General features: G+C 69.8%; 12 protein-coding genes. 3 read left to right on the forward strand and 9 right to left on the reverse strand.

Annotation, left to right across the window (positions count from 1 at the left end; translation table 11 throughout):
- The first annotated feature begins 72 nt into the window (after window positions 1-72).
- Window positions 73-3,582 carry a carboxylic acid reductase gene (gene car / locus LBW94_RS35295; RefSeq protein ID WP_225061668.1) on the forward strand — a complete coding sequence of 1,170 codons (3,510 nt, stop codon included), beginning with the start codon at window positions 73-75 and terminating at the stop codon, window positions 3,580-3,582.
- A 198-nt stretch (window positions 3,583-3,780) separates the two neighbouring features.
- Here car and LBW94_RS35300 read toward each other — a convergent pair whose 3' ends face one another.
- Complete coding sequence (locus tag LBW94_RS35300; protein ID WP_225061687.1) at window positions 3,781-4,695, reverse strand: hypothetical protein; 915 nt, start codon at window positions 4,693-4,695, stop codon at window positions 3,781-3,783.
- Between the two features lie 400 nt (window positions 4,696-5,095).
- Here LBW94_RS35300 and LBW94_RS35305 point away from each other — a divergent pair, with 400 nt between their 5' ends.
- Complete coding sequence (locus tag LBW94_RS35305; protein WP_225061667.1) at window positions 5,096-6,130, forward strand: hypothetical protein; 1,035 nt, start codon at window positions 5,096-5,098, stop codon at window positions 6,128-6,130.
- Between the two features lie 575 nt (window positions 6,131-6,705).
- Here LBW94_RS35305 and LBW94_RS35310 read toward each other — a convergent pair.
- From LBW94_RS35310 to LBW94_RS35345, 8 genes are all read right to left on the reverse strand, one after another.
- Entirely contained in the window at window positions 6,706-8,016 is a 1,311-nt protein-coding gene (locus LBW94_RS35310; protein WP_225061666.1) for a dihydrolipoamide acetyltransferase family protein, read from the reverse strand.
- Window positions 8,017-8,037: 21 nt separating this feature from the next.
- Window positions 8,038-9,021 (reverse strand): alpha-ketoacid dehydrogenase subunit beta, encoded by a 984-nt coding sequence (locus tag LBW94_RS35315; protein ID WP_225061665.1) that lies wholly within the window; start codon window positions 9,019-9,021, stop codon window positions 8,038-8,040.
- 20 nt (window positions 9,022-9,041) lie between these two features.
- Window positions 9,042-10,112, reverse strand: a complete 1,071-nt coding sequence (gene pdhA / locus LBW94_RS35320; RefSeq protein WP_225061664.1) for a pyruvate dehydrogenase (acetyl-transferring) E1 component subunit alpha — start codon at window positions 10,110-10,112, stop codon at window positions 9,042-9,044.
- Window positions 10,113-10,122: 10 nt separating this feature from the next.
- Window positions 10,123-11,574, reverse strand: a complete 1,452-nt coding sequence (lpdA, locus tag LBW94_RS35325; RefSeq protein WP_225061663.1) for a dihydrolipoyl dehydrogenase — start codon at window positions 11,572-11,574, stop codon at window positions 10,123-10,125.
- Window positions 11,575-12,187: 613 nt separating this feature from the next.
- Window positions 12,188-13,282, reverse strand: a complete 1,095-nt coding sequence (locus LBW94_RS35330; protein WP_225061662.1) for an integrase — start codon at window positions 13,280-13,282, stop codon at window positions 12,188-12,190.
- A gap of 258 nt (window positions 13,283-13,540) precedes the next feature.
- Entirely contained in the window at window positions 13,541-13,774 is a 234-nt protein-coding gene (locus LBW94_RS35335) for a hypothetical protein (RefSeq protein ID WP_225061661.1), read from the reverse strand.
- 4 nt (window positions 13,775-13,778) lie between these two features.
- On the reverse strand, window positions 13,779-15,404 hold the full coding sequence (locus LBW94_RS35340; RefSeq protein ID WP_225061660.1) for a cytochrome b: 1,626 nt from the start codon (window positions 15,402-15,404) through the stop codon (window positions 13,779-13,781).
- Window positions 15,404-15,709: a putative quinol monooxygenase gene (locus tag LBW94_RS35345; RefSeq protein WP_225061659.1), complete on the reverse strand. Its 306-nt coding sequence runs from the start codon at window positions 15,707-15,709 to the stop codon at window positions 15,404-15,406. Before LBW94_RS35345 ends, LBW94_RS35340 begins: the two co-directional genes overlap by 1 nt.
- 153 nt (window positions 15,710-15,862) lie before the next feature.
- Here LBW94_RS35345 and sigJ point away from each other — a divergent pair, with 153 nt between their 5' ends.
- A complete protein-coding gene (gene sigJ / locus LBW94_RS35350) occupies window positions 15,863-16,813 on the forward strand; it encodes an RNA polymerase sigma factor SigJ (RefSeq protein ID WP_225061658.1) in 951 nt (316 codons plus the stop codon).
- Window positions 16,814-17,145 lie beyond the last annotated feature (332 nt).

Raw genomic sequence — 17,145 nt, forward strand, 5'->3', positions numbered from 1 at the left:
TGGCGCGTACCCCTGCGCGGGTGCGTGAGTGTCGACCGTAATCCGCCGGAAGAGTCCTCCAGGAGGCCGGGCATGGCGAGTACATGGGAAGCCGACCAGCAGCGTCGCATCGACGACATCCTCACCGACCCGCAGGTCCGTGCCGCCCTGCCCGCGGAGGACGTCACCGCCGCCGTGCTGCGGCCGAGTATGCGGCTGTCACAGATCCTCGACATCCTCGCCACCGGCTATTCCGACCGGCCCGCGCTCGGCATGCGCGCGGCCGAACTCGCCACCGACGAATCGGGGCGCCGGGTGCGCCGGCTACTGCCGGTCTTCGACACCGTCACCTATCGGGAGATGTGGTCGGCGGCCGGCGCGCTGGCCGCCGCCTGGCACCGCGACGAGCGCTATTCGGTGCGCGCCGGTGATTTCGTCGCCATCCTCGGATTCACCAGCCCCGACTACGTCGTGGTCGACCTGGCCTGTGCCCGGCAGGGCATCGTGGCGGTGCCGTTGCAGTTCAGCGCGCCACCCGGGCAGTGGGCGGCGATCGTGGCCGAGACCACCCCGCGCGTCCTCGCCACCGGCGTCGAATTCCTGCGCGACGCGGTGGAGGCGATCCTCACCGGCTACACCCCGGAACAGCTGATGGTATTCGACTACCACCCCGAGGACGACCGGCATCGCGCCGCCATGGAGGCCGCGCGCCACCGCCTGGTCGCCGCCGGGAGCCCGGTCCTGGTCAGCGCCCTGACCACCGTGCTCGACCGCGGGTACAACCTGCCCGAGGCGCCGCTGTACATCCCGGCGGTCGACGAGAATCCGCTCACCATGCTGATCTACACCTCGGGCAGCACCGGCACCCCGAAGGGGGCGATGTACACCGAGCGGATGGTGGCCGCGATGTGGCGGGCGCGGTACGAAACCGGCGTCGTGCCCACGCTGCCCACCATCGGGCTGAGCTATATGCCGCTGAGCCATCTCGCCGGGCGACTGCAACTGACCTCGGCGCTGCTGACCGGCGGCACGTCGTATTTCGCCGCCGCCAGCAACATGTCCACCCTCTTCGACGATTTCGAGCTGGCCCGGCCCACCGCACTGTTCTTCGTGCCGCGCGTCTGCGATCTGGTGTTCCAGGAGTTCACCAGTGCGGTGGAACATCGGGTCGCCGCGGGGGAGGACCGGGCCGAGGCGGAGCGCGCGGTGCGAATCGACCTGCGGGAGCGGCAGTTCGGTGGCCGGGTGCTGTCGGTGGGCAGCGGCACCGCGCCGCTGTCGGCGGAGATGCGCGCCTTCGTCGAGTCGGTGTTCGAGCAGCCGCTGCACGACGGCTACGGCTCCACCGAAGCCGGAGGAGTGCTGCGGGACAACCGGATTCGCCGCCCGGAGGTACTGGACTACAAACTCGTCGACGTGCCCGAACTGGGCTACCACACCACCGACCAGCCGTATCCGCGTGGCGAACTGCTGATCAAGACCATGACGATGTTCCCCGGGTACTACAAGCGTCCCGAACTGTCCACGGAGATGTTCGATCCGGAGGGCTTCTATCGCACCGGTGACATCATGGCCGAGACCGGTCCGGACGAACTGGTCTACGTGGACCGCCGCAACAACGTGCTGAAGCTGTCGCAGGGCGAGTTCGTGGCGGTCTCGCAGTTGGAGGCGGTGTTCGCGACCAGTGCGCTGGTCCGGCAGATCTTCGTGTACGGCTCCAGCGAACGGTCCTACGTGCTGGCGGTGGTCGTGCCCACCGACGAAGCGCGCGAGGCGCATCCGGACGATCTGAAGGCCGCGCTCACCGAATCGCTGCAACGGATCGCGCAGGACGCGGGCCTGGCCTCCTACGAGATTCCGCGCGACCTGATCATCGAGACCCATCCGTTCACCCGCACCGAGGGATTGCTGTCCGGAGTCGGAAAGCTGTTGCGCCCCAGGATGAAGGAACGCTACGGCGACCAATTGGAGGCGCTGTACCGGCAACTGGAGCAGCAACAGACCGACGAACTGACCGCGCTGCGCACCGGCGCCGCCGATCGGCCCACCCTGGCGACCGTGGTGCGGGCGGTCCGGGCGATGCTCGGCGCGGCCGACGGTGAGGTCGCGCCCGACTCGCACTTCGGTGATCTGGGCGGCGATTCGCTGTCCGCGCTGTCGCTGTCGACGCTGCTGCGCGAGATCTTCGACGTCGAGGTGCCGGTGGGCGTGATCGTCGGTCCCGCCGTCGATCTCGCCGAACTGGCCAAGTACATCGACAACGAGCGCGCCACCCGGGGCCTGCGCCCCACCGCCTCGGGCGTACACGGCGACGGCGACCGGATCCGCGCCACCGACCTCACGCTGGAGAAATTCCTCGACGAGGCCACCCTCGCCGCCGCCGCGACCGCGCCGCCCGCCTCGGATCCGCCGCGCACCGTGCTGCTCACCGGTGCCAACGGCTATCTGGGCCGATTCCTGTGCCTGCAATGGCTGGAACGGCTCGACGCTCGCGACGGCGCGCTGATCTGCCTCGTCCGCGGCAAGGACGCCGCCGCGGCCCGCGCCCGCCTGGACGCCGCCTTCGACTCCGGCGATCTCGGCTTGCAGCGGCACTACCGGGATCTGGCGCGACGCCGGCTCCAGGTGCTCGCCGGTGACATCGGCGAGCCGAATCTCGGCCTGTCCGAGCAGGATTGGCGGCGACTGGCCGAGATCACGGACATGATCGTGCATCCCGCCGCGCTGGTGAACCACGTGCTGCCCTACGACCAGTTGTTCGGCCCCAACGTGGTCGGGACCGCGGAGGTGCTGCGCATGGCGCTGACCACCCGCCGCAAGCCGGTCACCTATCTGTCGTCGGTCGCGGTCGCCGCGCAGATCGCGCCCACCGGATTCACCGAGGACGGCGATATCCGCGCCATGAGTCCCGAACGGGCACTGGACGATTCGTACGCCAACGGGTACGGCAACAGCAAGTGGGCCGGTGAGGTGCTGCTGCGCGAGGCACACGACCGCTTCGACCTGCCCGTGACGGTGTTCCGCTCCGACATGATCCTGGCGCACAGCTACTACGCCGGTCAGCTGAACGTCGTCGACATGTTCACCCGGCTGCTGCTGAGCATCCTGGCGACCGGCCTGGCCCCGAAGTCCTTCTACCGCACCGATTCCGCCGGCCACCGGCAGCGCTCCCACTACGACGGCCTGCCCGCCGACTTCACCGCCGCCGCGATCACCGGCCTGGGCGCCGCGGCCACCACCGGCTACCAGACCTTCGACGTGCTCAACCCGCACGACGACGGCATCTCCCTGGACCAGTTCGTCGACTGGCTGATCGACGAGGGCCACCCGATCCGCCGCTTCGAGCACTACGACGAATGGTTCGCCCGCTTCGAGACCGCGCTGCTGGGCCTGCCCCAGCAACAACGCCAGCAGTCGGTGCTCCCGCTGCTGCACGCCTACCGCACCCCCGCCGACCCGACCCGCGGCTCGGTCCTGCCCGCCGACCTGTTCCGCGCCGCCGTCCGGCAGGCGAATCTCGGCCCCGACGGCGACATCCCGCACCTCACCCCCGCCCTGATCCACAAGTACGTCACCGACCTGCACCTGCTGAAGATGCTCTGAGACGCGCGGGCGGATCTCCCGCCGGTGTGCCGCGGTGGCCGCCCGGACCGCGGCGGCACGAGAACGGCTCCCGGCGCGGCATGCCGAACCCGCCGCTGACCCGGGACGGTGACGGCAGCCCGCCCCGACCCCGGCACCCGAGCGTGTCGTCCGGCCGGATCTGCTCGTTCGGCCGGGCGGCTCGGCGACGGTGCCGAACTATGGTGTCGGCGGGTCGAATTCGGCCAGTACGGTGCCGTGCCGGACCACGCCGGACAGTCCGGGCACCTCGGCCGGCGCCGACCAGGTCCGGAAGCCGTCGTAGCTGTCGCTGTAGAGGTAGCGGCCCTCGGTGTAGGCGTCGAGATGGATACGATGCCCGCCGTCGGGCAGCGGCACCACCGACGGACCTTCGCGCGGGCCACCCCAGCCGGCCCAATCACCCTGGGCCACAAAACGGTACGGGCCCAGCGGATGATCGGCCACCGCCAGCTCGACCAGCTTGGTGTCCTCGTTCTTCACGAAGGCGTACACCCGCCCGTCCAGCGGCACCAGCTCGGTGTCGATGAAGCCCAGCGAATCCGGGCCGCGAGGGCCGATACCGCGCAACGGGATCGGCGGCGACCATGCGGTGAGGTCCGGACCCAGCGGCACCAGCAGATGCGGGGTGAAACCGTGACCCCAGGTCAGCGAGACGACGATCCCGACCCGGCCCGCCGCATCGGTGTACCATTCCGGTGCCCAGGTGCCCTCCAGACGGCCCGATACCAGCATCGGCACCGGCGCCAGCGGCGTCCAGTCGACCCGGTTCCGGCTGCGGGCCATACCGATCGCGGTCGCATCGGCGGCCATGGTGTAGGTGACGTGGTACCAGCCGTCGCTGTGCAGCATGACGCTGGGATCGCGGACCAGCCCGGTGGGCGGCGTGTAGGCGCGCTCGGCCACCGGCGTGAACCGGGTGCCGTCCACCGACTCGTACACCGCCATCGTGGTGTCGCTGTCGGCGCGGAAGGCCGTCATCGTGTAGCGCGTCGGCATCCGCTGCGCGACATCGGGTTTCGGGGCACCCGTCGCCGTACCCACCGCCTGCCACGGCAGCCCGGCCAGCAGCGCGAGTGCGAACCTGCGTCCCATGATCACCACGAGCAGCGATTCTGCCGGTCCGTGCGGAACGACCGGCGGCAGGCGCGCCGAATTCGGTTCCCGTCTGCCGGATCCGGCCGGTCCTCGAGCATCGGCGCCCGGCCCGTCCGGTGCATTCGAGTCGAGCGCCACGCGAGGTGGCCTTTCACGACCGGCGGCCGCGCCTGCCGGAGTCCCGGCAGCCGGAGTGCGACGGCGGTAGCCCGCGTCTCCCCGGCACCTCGATGCGGCCGGTTCCGGCGATGACACCGGCCATGGGGCAGGGTGGGTCGTCGGCGGTGAGGGTGAATCGGTGCCGCCCGCTGCGGCTTCGGCAGGGAAAGGTGTGGAAACCTCCGCTGCCGTGGGAAATCCGCTACCCGCAAGGGGCAGGTGCGCATAGGGTGCGAGTATGAGCGACGGGGTGCGGCTGGACGGGAACCGGGTGGTATTGCCCGGCGGCGTGGGGGTGCGGTTCGTCCGCACCCTGCGGTTGCCGGAGGAGGGCACGCATCCGTTGCCGCCGGGTCTCGGTGACTTCCCGGTACGGCGGGTCACCGACTTCCCGGATACCGCGCCCCCGGAATGGCTCGCGCGCGGCGGCGTGATGCTGCCCATGTATGTGCGCGAGGCGATGTGGTTGTCGTTCGGTACCGAGGAGCCCGCCGCCCTCCAGGTGGGCGTCGGCAAGGTGTGCGCGGTGTCGGGCAAGCCGTGGAGCTCACGGCTGACACGGAATCCGCAGAACTACGTGGTGCTGCCGCGGCAGCCCTGGCTGGACGGTATCAACTCCGGCAAGGGCACGATCCGGCAGTTCGTGGCGGTGCCGATGGGGGTCGGCGCGACGGTCGAGGCCCAGGTGACCGGCGAAGAGGTCTGGGGCGGAATCCAATTGCAGAACTTCGCGCTCACCCCCGCCGCGCTGCGCCGCTGGCAGGAGGAACAGCAGCGCGAGATGGAACGGATGCGCAGCGTCCAGTTCGGCAGCGCGCCACCGTTTCCCAGTGCCATGCCCGCCCCGGCCGGAGCCGCCCCCGGCGCGCCGCCGCTGCGGGCGAAGAAGGCCACCGCGATGGGCCTCGGTGTCGGCGGCACCATGCGCCAGGAGATCTACGCCGACACCCGCCCCGCCGCGGACTGGGCCACCGAACCCTCGGGCCGGGTCTTCGTCCACCTGGTGACCCCACCGGACTGGCGTGCCATCACCGGCGAGGTACCACCACCGTCACCGGTGGACCGCCGCGCCTACACCGCCGCCGGTCTGCCCTGGTTCGACTACTACGACGCCGACGGCACCGACCTCGCCCCCGCCGACCCGCTCACCGGCGTGGCCCCCGTCGGCGAATGGTTCGGCGACGACCACGAACCCTGGCAACCACCGACGCCCGGCCAGGTGAAACACCTGGGTGACGCCCCCGGCAAACCGATCGCCGACGGGCAGTGGTGAAGGCCGTCCGTACCTCGTGAAAGGGCCGCAGCGGCGGCGATTTCGGCGTCGCTCACCGGGAGGGCCGTACGCACTCCGGCCGAGTGGGCAGCGGCTGCTTCGGTGGCGATGGTCCGTCGACGCCGATGCGCATCGGCGTTCCGGTCACGCTGCACCGGAACGCTGGAGGCCACGCGTCGGGTCGGACACGGTAGCCTGCCGGCCGACCGCGGAGGAAGGCCCGGGCCGTTTCGGCTCGCCGAACCGTGCCCGGTGAAAGTGCCGAGGCCGCAACAGTTTCCATGGCCTCGCCGGACATGCTCCGGCCCGATGAGCCGGTGGCGGCGTCCCGATCGCAAGCGGCGCGGGTGTTCGGCAGTCGCGGCCGATGGTCCGGGGGGAACGCCGGAGGCGGCGAGTCGGCTGGTGGCCGGGCTCGCCGCCGCGGTGTTCACCTCCGCCGTTCCGGCCGGTGACCGGAACCCGGGAGCGCTCGTGGCGCTCCGGTGGATCGAGGCGGCCGGGGTAACCGGGACCGGCCGCGCCGATGGCGGTGTCGGCGGCCGAGGGTCGGGGGCCGCCGGGGTTCGGGGGGGCTACGTGACGATGCGCAGCGGGTGTTCCAGCAGGTCCTTCAGGTGCTGGAGGAAGCGGGCGGCGACCGCGCCATCGATGGCGCGATGGTCGGCGGAGAGGGTGACGCGCAGGATCTTCCGCGCCACCACCGCGCTGCCGTTCAGGCGCAGTTCGTCGGTGGCGCCGCCGACGGCCAGGATCGCCGATTCGGGCGGATTGATCACCGCGGTGAACTGCTCGACGCCGAACATGCCCAGGTTGGAGATCGTGAAGGTGCCGCCGGACATCTCGTCGGCGCGCAGCTTGCGGTCGCGGGCGCGTTCGGCCTTGTCGCGGGACTCGCGGGCGATCTCCGAGACGGACTTGCGGTCGGCGTCGCGGACCACCGGGACCAGCAGGCCCGCCGGGGTCGCGACCGCGATGCCGAGGTGGATCCCCTTGTGCTGCAACAGTTTGTCGCCCGCGAAGGAGACGTTGACGGCGGGGTCGGCGCGCAGCGTGGTCGCCACGGCCTTCACCAGCAGGTCGTTCACACTGACCTTGCCCGCGCCGGCGGCCTCCAGGGTGCGGTTGACCTCCACCCGGAACGCCAGCAGGTCCGTCACATCGATCGCGCTGGTCAGATAGATGTGCGGGGCCTGCTGCTTGCTCTCGGTGAGACGTCCGGCCGACACCCGCTGGATCGTGGTCAGCGGGATCTCGTCGCAGTCGCCGGAGGGGAGTGCCGGGGCGGGAGCGGCGACAGCTCCCGGCCCGACGATCGGGGCGCCGTTCACCGCGTCGGTGGCGGGCGGCGTTGCGGGCGTGGCATTTTCGACATCGCGACGGGTGATCCGGCCGCCGGGGCCGGTACCGGTGACGGCGGCCAGGTCGACGCCGCGTTCGGTGGCGATCCTGCGGGCCAGCGGGGAGGATTTCGGGCGGCGGGTGCCACCCGGCACCGGTGCGTCGGCCGCGGTGTGTGCGGCGGGCAGCCCGGCCCCGAGCGAACCCGCCGCACCGGATGCGGGGGTGCCGGTGGTCGCTGCCGCCGCGGGCCCGGATCCCGCTGCCGCGGAACCGGATTCCGAATCACCCTGCTCCGCACCAGCTCCGGACCCGTCACCGAGCACGGCGATGGTGGTGCCGATCGGGACGCGGGCGCCGGCCTCGGCGAGGATCCGTTCCAGCACACCGTCGTCGTAGGCCTCCAGTTCCATGAGGGCCTTGTCGGTTTCGATCTCGGCGAGCACCTCGCCGCGGCTGACCGGGTCGCCGACCTGCTTCAGCCAGGTGACGACGACGCCCTCCTCCATGGTGTCGGACAGCCGGGGCATGACGATTTCGGGCACGATGTTCCTTTCGAGCCGCGCTCAGCGACGACGGCCCACGGCCGCGAGGGTTTCCACGGCGGCGGTGTACAGGGAGTCGGCGGACGGCAGGGCGAGCCGCTCCAGCGGCTTGGCGTAGGGCAGCGGCACCTCGGCCATCGCGACCCGGCGTACGGGGGCATCGAGATGGTCGAAGGCGCCGTCGGAGATCGAGGCCGCCACCTCCGCGCCGATGCCGTAGGTGAGCCAGTCGTCCTCGCCGATCACCGCGCAGCCGGTCCTGCGGACCGAGGCCACCAGGGTGTCGCGATCCAGCGGGCGCAGACTGCGCAGGTCGATCACCTCGGCCGAGATACCGTCGGCGGCAAGGCGTTCGGCGACCTGGGTGGCGACGGTGGCCATCCGGGAGTAGCCGATGAGGGTGATGTCGGTACCCGGCCGGGTGATCGCGGCCTTGCCGATCTCGGCGGGCGGCAGCTCGGCGGGCACCTCGCCCCTGGTGTTGTAGAGCGAGAGGTTCTCCAGGAACAACACCGGATCGTTGTCGGCGATCGCGGCCTTCAGCAGGGCGCGGGCGTCGGCGGGGGTGCTGGGGGCCACCACCTTCAGGCCGGGCACGAACGCGTAGTACAGCTCGATGTTCTGCGAATGGGTCGCGCCCAGTTGCTGTCCGCCGCCGCCGGGGGTGCGGATCACCATCGGCACCGGGGTCTGGCCGCCGAACATGCCGTAGATCTTGGCGGCGTGGTTGACGATCTGGTCCAGCGCCAGCAGCGAGAAGTTGATCGTCATGATCTCCACCACCGGGCGCAGGCCCAGCATGGCGGCGCCGATGGCGGCGCCGACGAAACCCTCCTCGGCGATCGGGGTGTCGCGCACCCGCTTCTCGCCGAATTCGGCCAGCAGGCCGGCGGTGATCTTGTAGGACCCCTCGAAGACGCCGATCTCCTCCCCGATCAGGAAGACGTCCTCGTCGCGCCGCATCTCCTCGCGGAGGGTCTCGCGCAGCGCTTCGCGATAGGTCATGACTGGCATCGTTGGTTACCTCAGAACAGCGGGTCGGCGGGCAGGCGGCGGGAGTCGCCCGCGACCGGGGTGGCATAGGTGTAGTCGAACAGGCTCGACGGCTCGGGATGCGGACTGGTGTCGGCGAATTCGACCGCGGCGGCCACCTGTTCGCGGACCTCGGTCTCGATCGCGGCGGCCGCGTCGTCGTCGAGCAGCCCGGCGGCGCGCAGCGCGGTGGCGAGGCGTTCGATCGGATCGTGCGCGTGCACCTCCGACACCGTCTCGGCGGAGCGGTATTTCGCCGGGTCGACGACCGAGTGGCCCTTGAGCCGGTAGCTGACCGCTTCCAGCACAGCGGGTTTGCCCTCGCGCCGCGCGCCCTCGATCAGGTCGGCGGCCGCGTCGCGGACGGCGAGCACATCGGTGCCGTCGACGCGTTCGCCACACATCCGGTAGGCGGCCGCGCGCTTGTACAGTTCGGGTTCCGCGGAGGAGCGCTCGACGGTGGTGCCCATCCCGGTCTGGTTGTTGACCACCAGGAACACCACCGGCAGCCGCCACAGCGCGGCGATGTTCAGCGACTCGTGGAAGGCGCCGATATTGGTGGTGCCCTCACCCATCTGGCACACCACCACGTCGTCGCCGCCGCGGTAGTCGATGGCCAGGGCCGCGCCGACGGCCAGCGGCACCTGGCCGCCGACGATCGCGTACCCGCCGAGCAGCCGGGTCGTGGTGTCGTACATGTGCATCGAGCCGCCCCAGCCCTTGGAGGTGCCGGTGCTGCGCCCGTACAGCTCGGCCATCACCCGGCCGGGCTCGATGCCCTTGGCCAGTGCATAACCGTGTTCGCGATAGTTGGTGAACAGGTAGTCCGTCGGCCGCATGGCGGCGCCGAGGCCGACGACGGTGGCCTCCTCACCGAGGTTGAGGTGGCAGTAGCCGCCGATCTTCGCCTGCTGATAGCTCTGCGCGGTGCGCTCCTCGAAGCGCCGCACGAACAGCATGTCGCGGTAGTACCCGCGGACTACCGCGGGATCCTCACCGCCGAACGGGGTGTCGGCGGGCGCGGCCTTCCGGACCGGCTTGCGGGGTGCGGTGCTGGTGGTCATCGCGGTCTCCTCAGCGCTTCCGCGGCGCGATGTGCAGCGGCATGCCGAGACCGGCCAGCGCCGTCTCCATGCCGATCTCGCCGAGGGTGGGGTGGGCGTGGATGGTGCCGGCGAGCTCGTCGAGCGTCGCCTCGAGCGAGATCGCCAGGGCGCCTTCGGTGATCAGGTCGCTGGCGGACGGGCCGATGATGTGCACGCCCAGCACCTCGCCGTGCCGCTGCCCGGCCACGATCTTCGCGAAACCCTCGGTCTCACCGCAGGTCTTCGCCCGGCCCAGCGCGGCGAACGGGAAAGTGGCGGTGACGATCTCGTGCCCGGCCGTGCGCGCGGCGGCCTCCGTGAGCCCGACACTCGCGATCTCCGGATGGGTGAAGGTGGCCGCGGGGATCACGTCGTAGTCGATGTGCGAGGGCTGTCCGGCGATCACGTCGGCGGCGACCATGCCCTGATGCGAGGCGACATGGGCGAGCAGCGCCTTACCGGTGACGTCGCCGATCGCGTACACGTGCGGTACGCCGGTGGCCATGCCGTCATCCACTGGGATGAAACCTCTTGCGTCGGTGACGATTCCGGCGATATCCAGGCCGAGGTCGGCGGTGTTGGGACGGCGCCCCACGCCCACCAGCACCACATCGGCGACCGGCTCGGCCGGCTTCGGCCCGCCGACGCTGACGCGCAGCCCGTCCGCCGTCTCCGTGATCGCCTGTACGGTGGCCCCGGTCAGCACTGTGATACCGCGCTTGGTGAACGAACGTCCCAGTGCCGCACCGATATCGGCGTCCTCGACGGGGACGAGCCGGTCCTGCATCTCGACGACGGTGACCGCGGCCCCGAAGGTGTGGAACAGGCTCGCCCACTCCGCGCCGACCGCGCTGCCCCCGACGATCACCACCCGCTTCGGCACCTCGGTCAGCCCGAACGCGCCGTCGGAGGTGATCACGCCCGGCAGCTCGGCTCCCGGAATCGGCAGTCGCGCGGGCACCGAACCGGTGGCGATCACGACGTCACGGGCCGTCAGTTGCCGGATCGGCGTGACCGGGGCGGCCGCGTAGCGGGGCCCGTCCGGGTAGATCGGCGAGGGCCCGGCCTCGGACACCTCGACCGTGGTGGGCCCGGTGAATCGCGCGTGGCCCTCGATCACGGTGACGCCGTTGGCCTTCAGTAGCCCGGCCACCCCGGCGGTGAGCTGCTCGACGATTCCGTCCTTGCGCTGCCGTACCGCGCCGAAGTCGAACCGGACGTTGTCCGCGTACACCCCGAATTCGGCTGCGGCCGTGACGGTGTGGAAGACCTCCGCGGAACGCAGCATCGCCTTGGTGGGGATGCATCCCCAGTTCAGGCAGACCCCGCCCGGCCGCTCCTTCTCCACCAGTCCCACGGACAGCCCGCGCTGCGCCGCCCGGATGGCGGCGACATAGCCGCCGGGACCGCCACCGATCACCAGCAGATCGAATTCCGGCACTCGTGGTGCTCCTCAGTCTCGAACGTTGGACCAGACGCCCGGATATGGGCACTGGCCGTCGACACGAGTCTTGCCGGTACGCGATGCACAATCAAGCATCGGAAAGCCCAGCAATCGGGTAACGAAATTGTGCTCGGAGCCCAACGGGTGGCGGGTCGATGTCCGTCGGCAGGCGGTGGATCCGCCCGGACGCGGTATTTTCCACGGTGTGCCTCCGGCGCATCAATCGGCCGGAGGACCGGGCCGTGAAACAGGCCCGGAGAAAATCGGGCACCCGCTCGGAAAATGCGTTCCGATTCCCGGTCGCACGGTATTCGAGGTGGGAATGCCGTCACGAGATCGGCTGGACCAGCGCGGATGTTGTCGCGGCGAGGAATTGTGCAGGCAAGCGTTACCGAGGAAAGGCTTTTCGACGAGACAATCGGCGGCCCGCGTCGCGGCGGCCATCACACCGGAAGGGAGATATCGGCAGTCTCGCCGAGGCCGTCGCCGACGGTGCGGGCGATATTCCCGGTACCGCCGTCGACCTGGTTCCGGTGGGGAAGATGGGCGGGCCGGATATGCGGCCGGGCGGGTGCCGGTCGTCGCCGAACGATCCTCGGGCGCGCGCTTTTCAGACACGCAGGGCGTGCAGGCGCGCGGCTGCGGATTTCAGCCGCCGATGGACCGCGGCCGGATTGATGTCCCGATAGGTGTCGGCGAGGATGGCCTTGTCCTCGCCGGTCACCGCGGGGTGCCGCAGCACTCGCTGGTAGGGCGTCACCGTGTCGTATCGGCGGCCGTGCGCATTGCCGACCAGCCGCTGTTGCGGGTGGAAATAGTTGGTCAGCAGCGAGCGGTCGGTCCAGAGTTCGTTGCTCAGTGCGAGCTCGCCCGGAAGCGGCCGTTGGGGCGGCGTGGGTAATTCGCAACTGGCCGTGCGGGATCGGGCGAAGGTGAGCCGGCGCTGCCGGCACCACGCCAGCAGCGCCGCGTCGGCCTCCCGGCCGCAGTCGATCGAGCCCAGCCCGAGGATCGGGAACGGCAGGATGCGGGCGATGTCCTCCACCGCCGTCGCCGCGTGCGCCGGTGTCGCCACCACCCGGCTCTCGGTCCAGCCGGTGGCGATGTCGGCGACGGTGAGCGTGCGGGCGCGGCCGTCGTGGGCCATGGTCACGCGGGTGAATCCGGGCCGGGTGTGGTCCCAGCCGTTCCAGACCAGCGCGGTCAGATCGTCACGAACCGTGGGGGTCAGCCGGATCTTGCGGGGTGCGGCGGGCGGATGCCGCCGCCGCTGTTCGGCGAGCCTGCGATCGATGGTGGCCGGCGACATCTCGCCGAGCAGTTCGGCGGTGCGATCGTCGACGGCCAGTTCGCCGTGCCGGCGCAGTACGCCGACCAATTCCGGCAGGATCGGCGCGAGCCGTTTACCGGCCGGTTGGTCCAGAATCGTCCAGCAGAATTGCAGCGCCTCGACCACTCTGCCGTCGTATTTGACGTGGTCGGCCGTGGTGCGGGCGGCCGGGGATTCCTGCTGCGTGGCATTGCTCAATGCCTTGCGGGCGTGATTACGATGCCAACCGGTCGCGGCGCAGACCTGATTCAGGATCCGGGTCTTCTCCAGCTTGTCCGCACGTGCATATGAACTTGCGAACGAGCGGGTGAGTGCCTTCCGCTCGGCGAGGGTCATCGCCGGTGATATGGTCAGAATATTCAGGGAGTCGCGCATGGTTGCAGCCCTCGTGTTTTTATTCCGAAAGTCCTGCTCCGGCCGTGCGGCCACCCGCTCGCGCGACGCTGCGAGAGCTCCCGTCGGAAACCCGGGATCCATGAGCCGTTCCCGAGCTTAATTTTGTGTTATCTGTGTGTCAATAATATTACGACTGTGACATGACACACGGAGTTGACGTGTCAAAGGTGCTGGAAAAGGACCGAATGTTCAATTCCGGTGGTTCGATACCTACCGTGGGTACGGCATTTCGGGGTATCACCGGGTATTTCTGCACAGCACCTGGTAGGCGCGTACCGCGTCCTCCGGGAACACCGGCACCCGGATCCGGCCGCCCCATGCCGACCGGTGCCGTGACGGTCCGCAGGTCGCCCGTATCCCGTTGTGGCGCAGCAGCTCACGCACGGTTTCGGCGGCCCGGTCGTCGGCCACGGTGGCCGCGGCGACGAGCAGCCCGTACTCGCCGCCGCGCGCCGAACTCGGGAACTTCATCGGCTCACGAGTTCCGATCCTGATGTTCGTGCAGGACCGCCAATTGCGCCTGTTCACCGTGCTTTTCGTGCTGCTCGAGCACCGCCGCCTCGGCCGGCGGGTCGGCGCGGAGGAAGGTGCCGCCGCCGGGACGACCGGCGAAACCCAACTCGTTCAGCTTCTTCGGCACCTTCGCCCCCTGGTACTCCAGCGGGATCGGGTGACCGTGTTCGTCGCACGGCCCCAGCGACTGGTGCACCTCGATGTACTCGCCGTGCGGCAGTCGCTCGAGCAGACCGGTCTCGATGCCGTGTTCCAGCACCGACCGGTCGCTGCGTTGCAGGCCCAGGCACATCCGGTAGGCGGCGTAGTACGCCACCGGCGGCGCCACCAGCAGGCCGATCCGCCCGATCCAGGTCACGGCGTCGAGCGAGAGGTCGAACGTCATCGCGAGGATGTCGTCGACACAGGACAACGTCAGCACCAGGTAGAAGGCGATCGCCATGGCCCCGATCCCGGTGCGCACCGGCGCATCCCGCGGCTGCTGCGACAGATTGTGGATCGCGGTGTCGTGGGTCAGCCGCCGTTCGATCGACGGATACATCACCAGCACCGTGAACACCAGCCCCATCACCACCGCGACCCAGAAGGCCGCGGGAATCGTGTAGGGCCCCAGGTAGATCTCCCACGCCGGCAGCAGCCGGGCCAGGCCGTCGGTCCACATCATGTAGAAGTCCGGCTGCGACCCCGCCGACACCTGGGACGGGTTGTAGGGACCGAAGTTCCAGATCGGATTGACCTGGAGCACACCACCCGTCACCGCCACCACGCCGAGGGTGAACATGAAGAACGCGCCCTGGTCGGCGGCGAACACGGGCACGATGCGCGAGCCCACCACGTTCTTCTCGGTGCGGCCGAGACCCGGGTACTGAGTGTGCTTCTGGTACCAGACCAGCGCCACGTGCGCGGCGATCAGCGCCAGCATGATCCCGGGGATCAGCAGTACATGAGCGATGTACAGCCGCGGGACGATGACGTTGCCGGGGAACTCCCCGCCGAAAAGCAGCCAGTGCAACCAGGTTCCGATCACCGGCACGGCCATGGTGATCCCGCCCAGCGGCGACCGCAGCCCGGTGCCGGACAGCAGATCGTCCGGCAGCGAATAGCCGAAGAAGCCCTCGAACATGGCCAGGATCAACAGGATCGAGCCGATGGTCCAGTTGCCCTCCCGCGGCTTGCGGAACGCGCCGGTGAAGAAGATCCGGAACAGGTGCAAGATCATCGAGGCCGCGAAAAGCAGTGCGGCCCAGTGGTGTACCTGCCGGATGAACAGCCCGCCGCGGACCTCGAAGGTGATGTTCAGCGCGGTCTCGTAGGCCCGTGACATGGTGACGCCGCGCAACGGCGCGTAGGAGCCGTTGTAGACGACGTCGCTCATCGACGGATCGAAGTACAGCGCGAGACAGGTCCCCGAGAGGATCAGGATGATGAACGAATACAGCGCGATCTCGCCGAGCAGGAACGACCAGTGGGTCGGGAAGACCTTGTTGATCGAGCGTTTGACGAACGGCGCCATCCGATAGCGGGAATCCGCTTCCCGCGCGGCGTGTGCCGCGCGGGAAGCGAACCCCGATTGTGCCGGAGCACTCATTACGCCGGCTCCGCCTTGAACTCGGCGACCAGCGCGTAGACCCCCGGGCTGGCCTCGGCGATGGCGGCGGTCCGCTTCGCGAACTCCTGCGCCGCCGGATCGCCGAGCGTGGCCTCGGCATCCTCCGGGCCGGCCCACTGCGCCCAGTTGATCACCTTGCTGCCGTCGGCGCTGGCGAACAGGTTGACCGACACGAATCCCGGGCGGTGCCGGATGACGGATTCGGTGCCCTCCTCGAGCAGTTCGATCAGTTCCTGCTGCTTGGCCGGGTCGACCTCGATGACGTTGAAGAAGTTGGCGGTCATTGCGGTTTCCTCCTGATTCGACGGTGTCCGTGTGGTCCGGATCGGGCCCCCTCGCGAGCCTCGGTGAATCCGGCTCCACGGCTATGACGACGCAGGCGGCGAGAATGTCTGGCCGGCGGCTGACGTTCCCGGGAGCTGTGTCGTCTACTGGATATGAGTTCTTCACCCGAGCAACGACCGGATCGGGAGGACGCCGTGGACGACACCGGGCCGGACGATCTGCCCGCCGTGGCCGAGGAGCGGCGGGCGCTGATGAATCTCGGCTACCGGCTGCTGGGTTCGGTCGCCGACGCCGAGGACGCGGTCCAGGAGACCTATCTACGCTGGTACAAGCTCACCGAGCCGGCCCGGCACGAGATCGAGTCGCCGATGGGCTGGCTGATGACCACGGCCGGCCGGATCTGCCTGGACATGCTCGGCTCGGCCCGCGCCCGCCGCGAGCGCTACGTCGGCGAGTGGCTGCCCGAACCGCTGCCCGGCCCGGGCCGCTGGACCAGCCACAAACCGCTCGACGACACCGCCGACCCGGCCGATCGGGTCACCCTCGACGAATCGGTGGCGATGGCGCTGCTGCTGGTGCTGGAGGGGATGACCCCGGCCGAACGGGTCGCGTTCGTCCTGCACGACGTGTTCCGGTACCGCTTCGACGAAATCGCCGACATCGTGGGCCGCTCGCCGGGGGCCTGCCGCCAGCTGGCCTCGTCGGCGCGCCGCCGCGTGGACACCGCCCGGACGGTGACCGCGCCGCCGCAGCAGCGAGCCACGCTGGCGGGCGCGTTCCGGTCGGCCTGGCAGACCGGGGACCTGGCGGAACTGGTGCGGCTGCTGGATCCGCAGGCCACCGCTGTCACCGACGGGGGCGGCCTGGTCACCGCCTCGATCGAACCGCTCGTCGGCGCCGCGGCGGTGGCCCGGTTCTTCCTCGACGTGTTCCAGCGGCAGCCGGATCTGCTGATCGAGGAGGCGCTGGTCAACGGGGAGCCGGGGCTGGTCGCGCACGCCGCGGGCGAGGTGCTCGCGGTGATCTCGATGAGTGTCACCGCCGGTCGGATCGACCGGATCTGGGTGGTCCGCAATCCGGAGAAGCTGGCGGCCTGGAACTGACCGCGGCGCTCGGCACGGTCGTCGTGGCGCGGTTACCGGATGACACGCCGAGGCCGCGAGCGGGCAGCGCCAGGGCCGCGGAAAACATACTGTTCCGCCTCGGGTGCGGCAATGTCCTCGGTGACTCGGGCAGGTGTGCGTATCTCCCGGGAATACCGCTCATTTCGGGTGAGGCGACGACGGATCGAATGCCGCCTCGGCCTGTGCCCGCCAATGTCGTTCGTCGGTACGTGAACGAAATGCAATGGTATGCCGCGGGTGACCATGAACGCACGGGTCGTCGACGGTCGAGACGACCGTATTCGCGCAGAGATCCGAATCGTGGTCGAATT

Origin of the sequence: Nocardia sp. alder85J (assembly GCF_020176955.2) — a bacterium.
In the GTDB taxonomy this organism is placed as follows: Bacteria; Actinomycetota; Actinomycetes; order Mycobacteriales; family Mycobacteriaceae; genus Nocardia.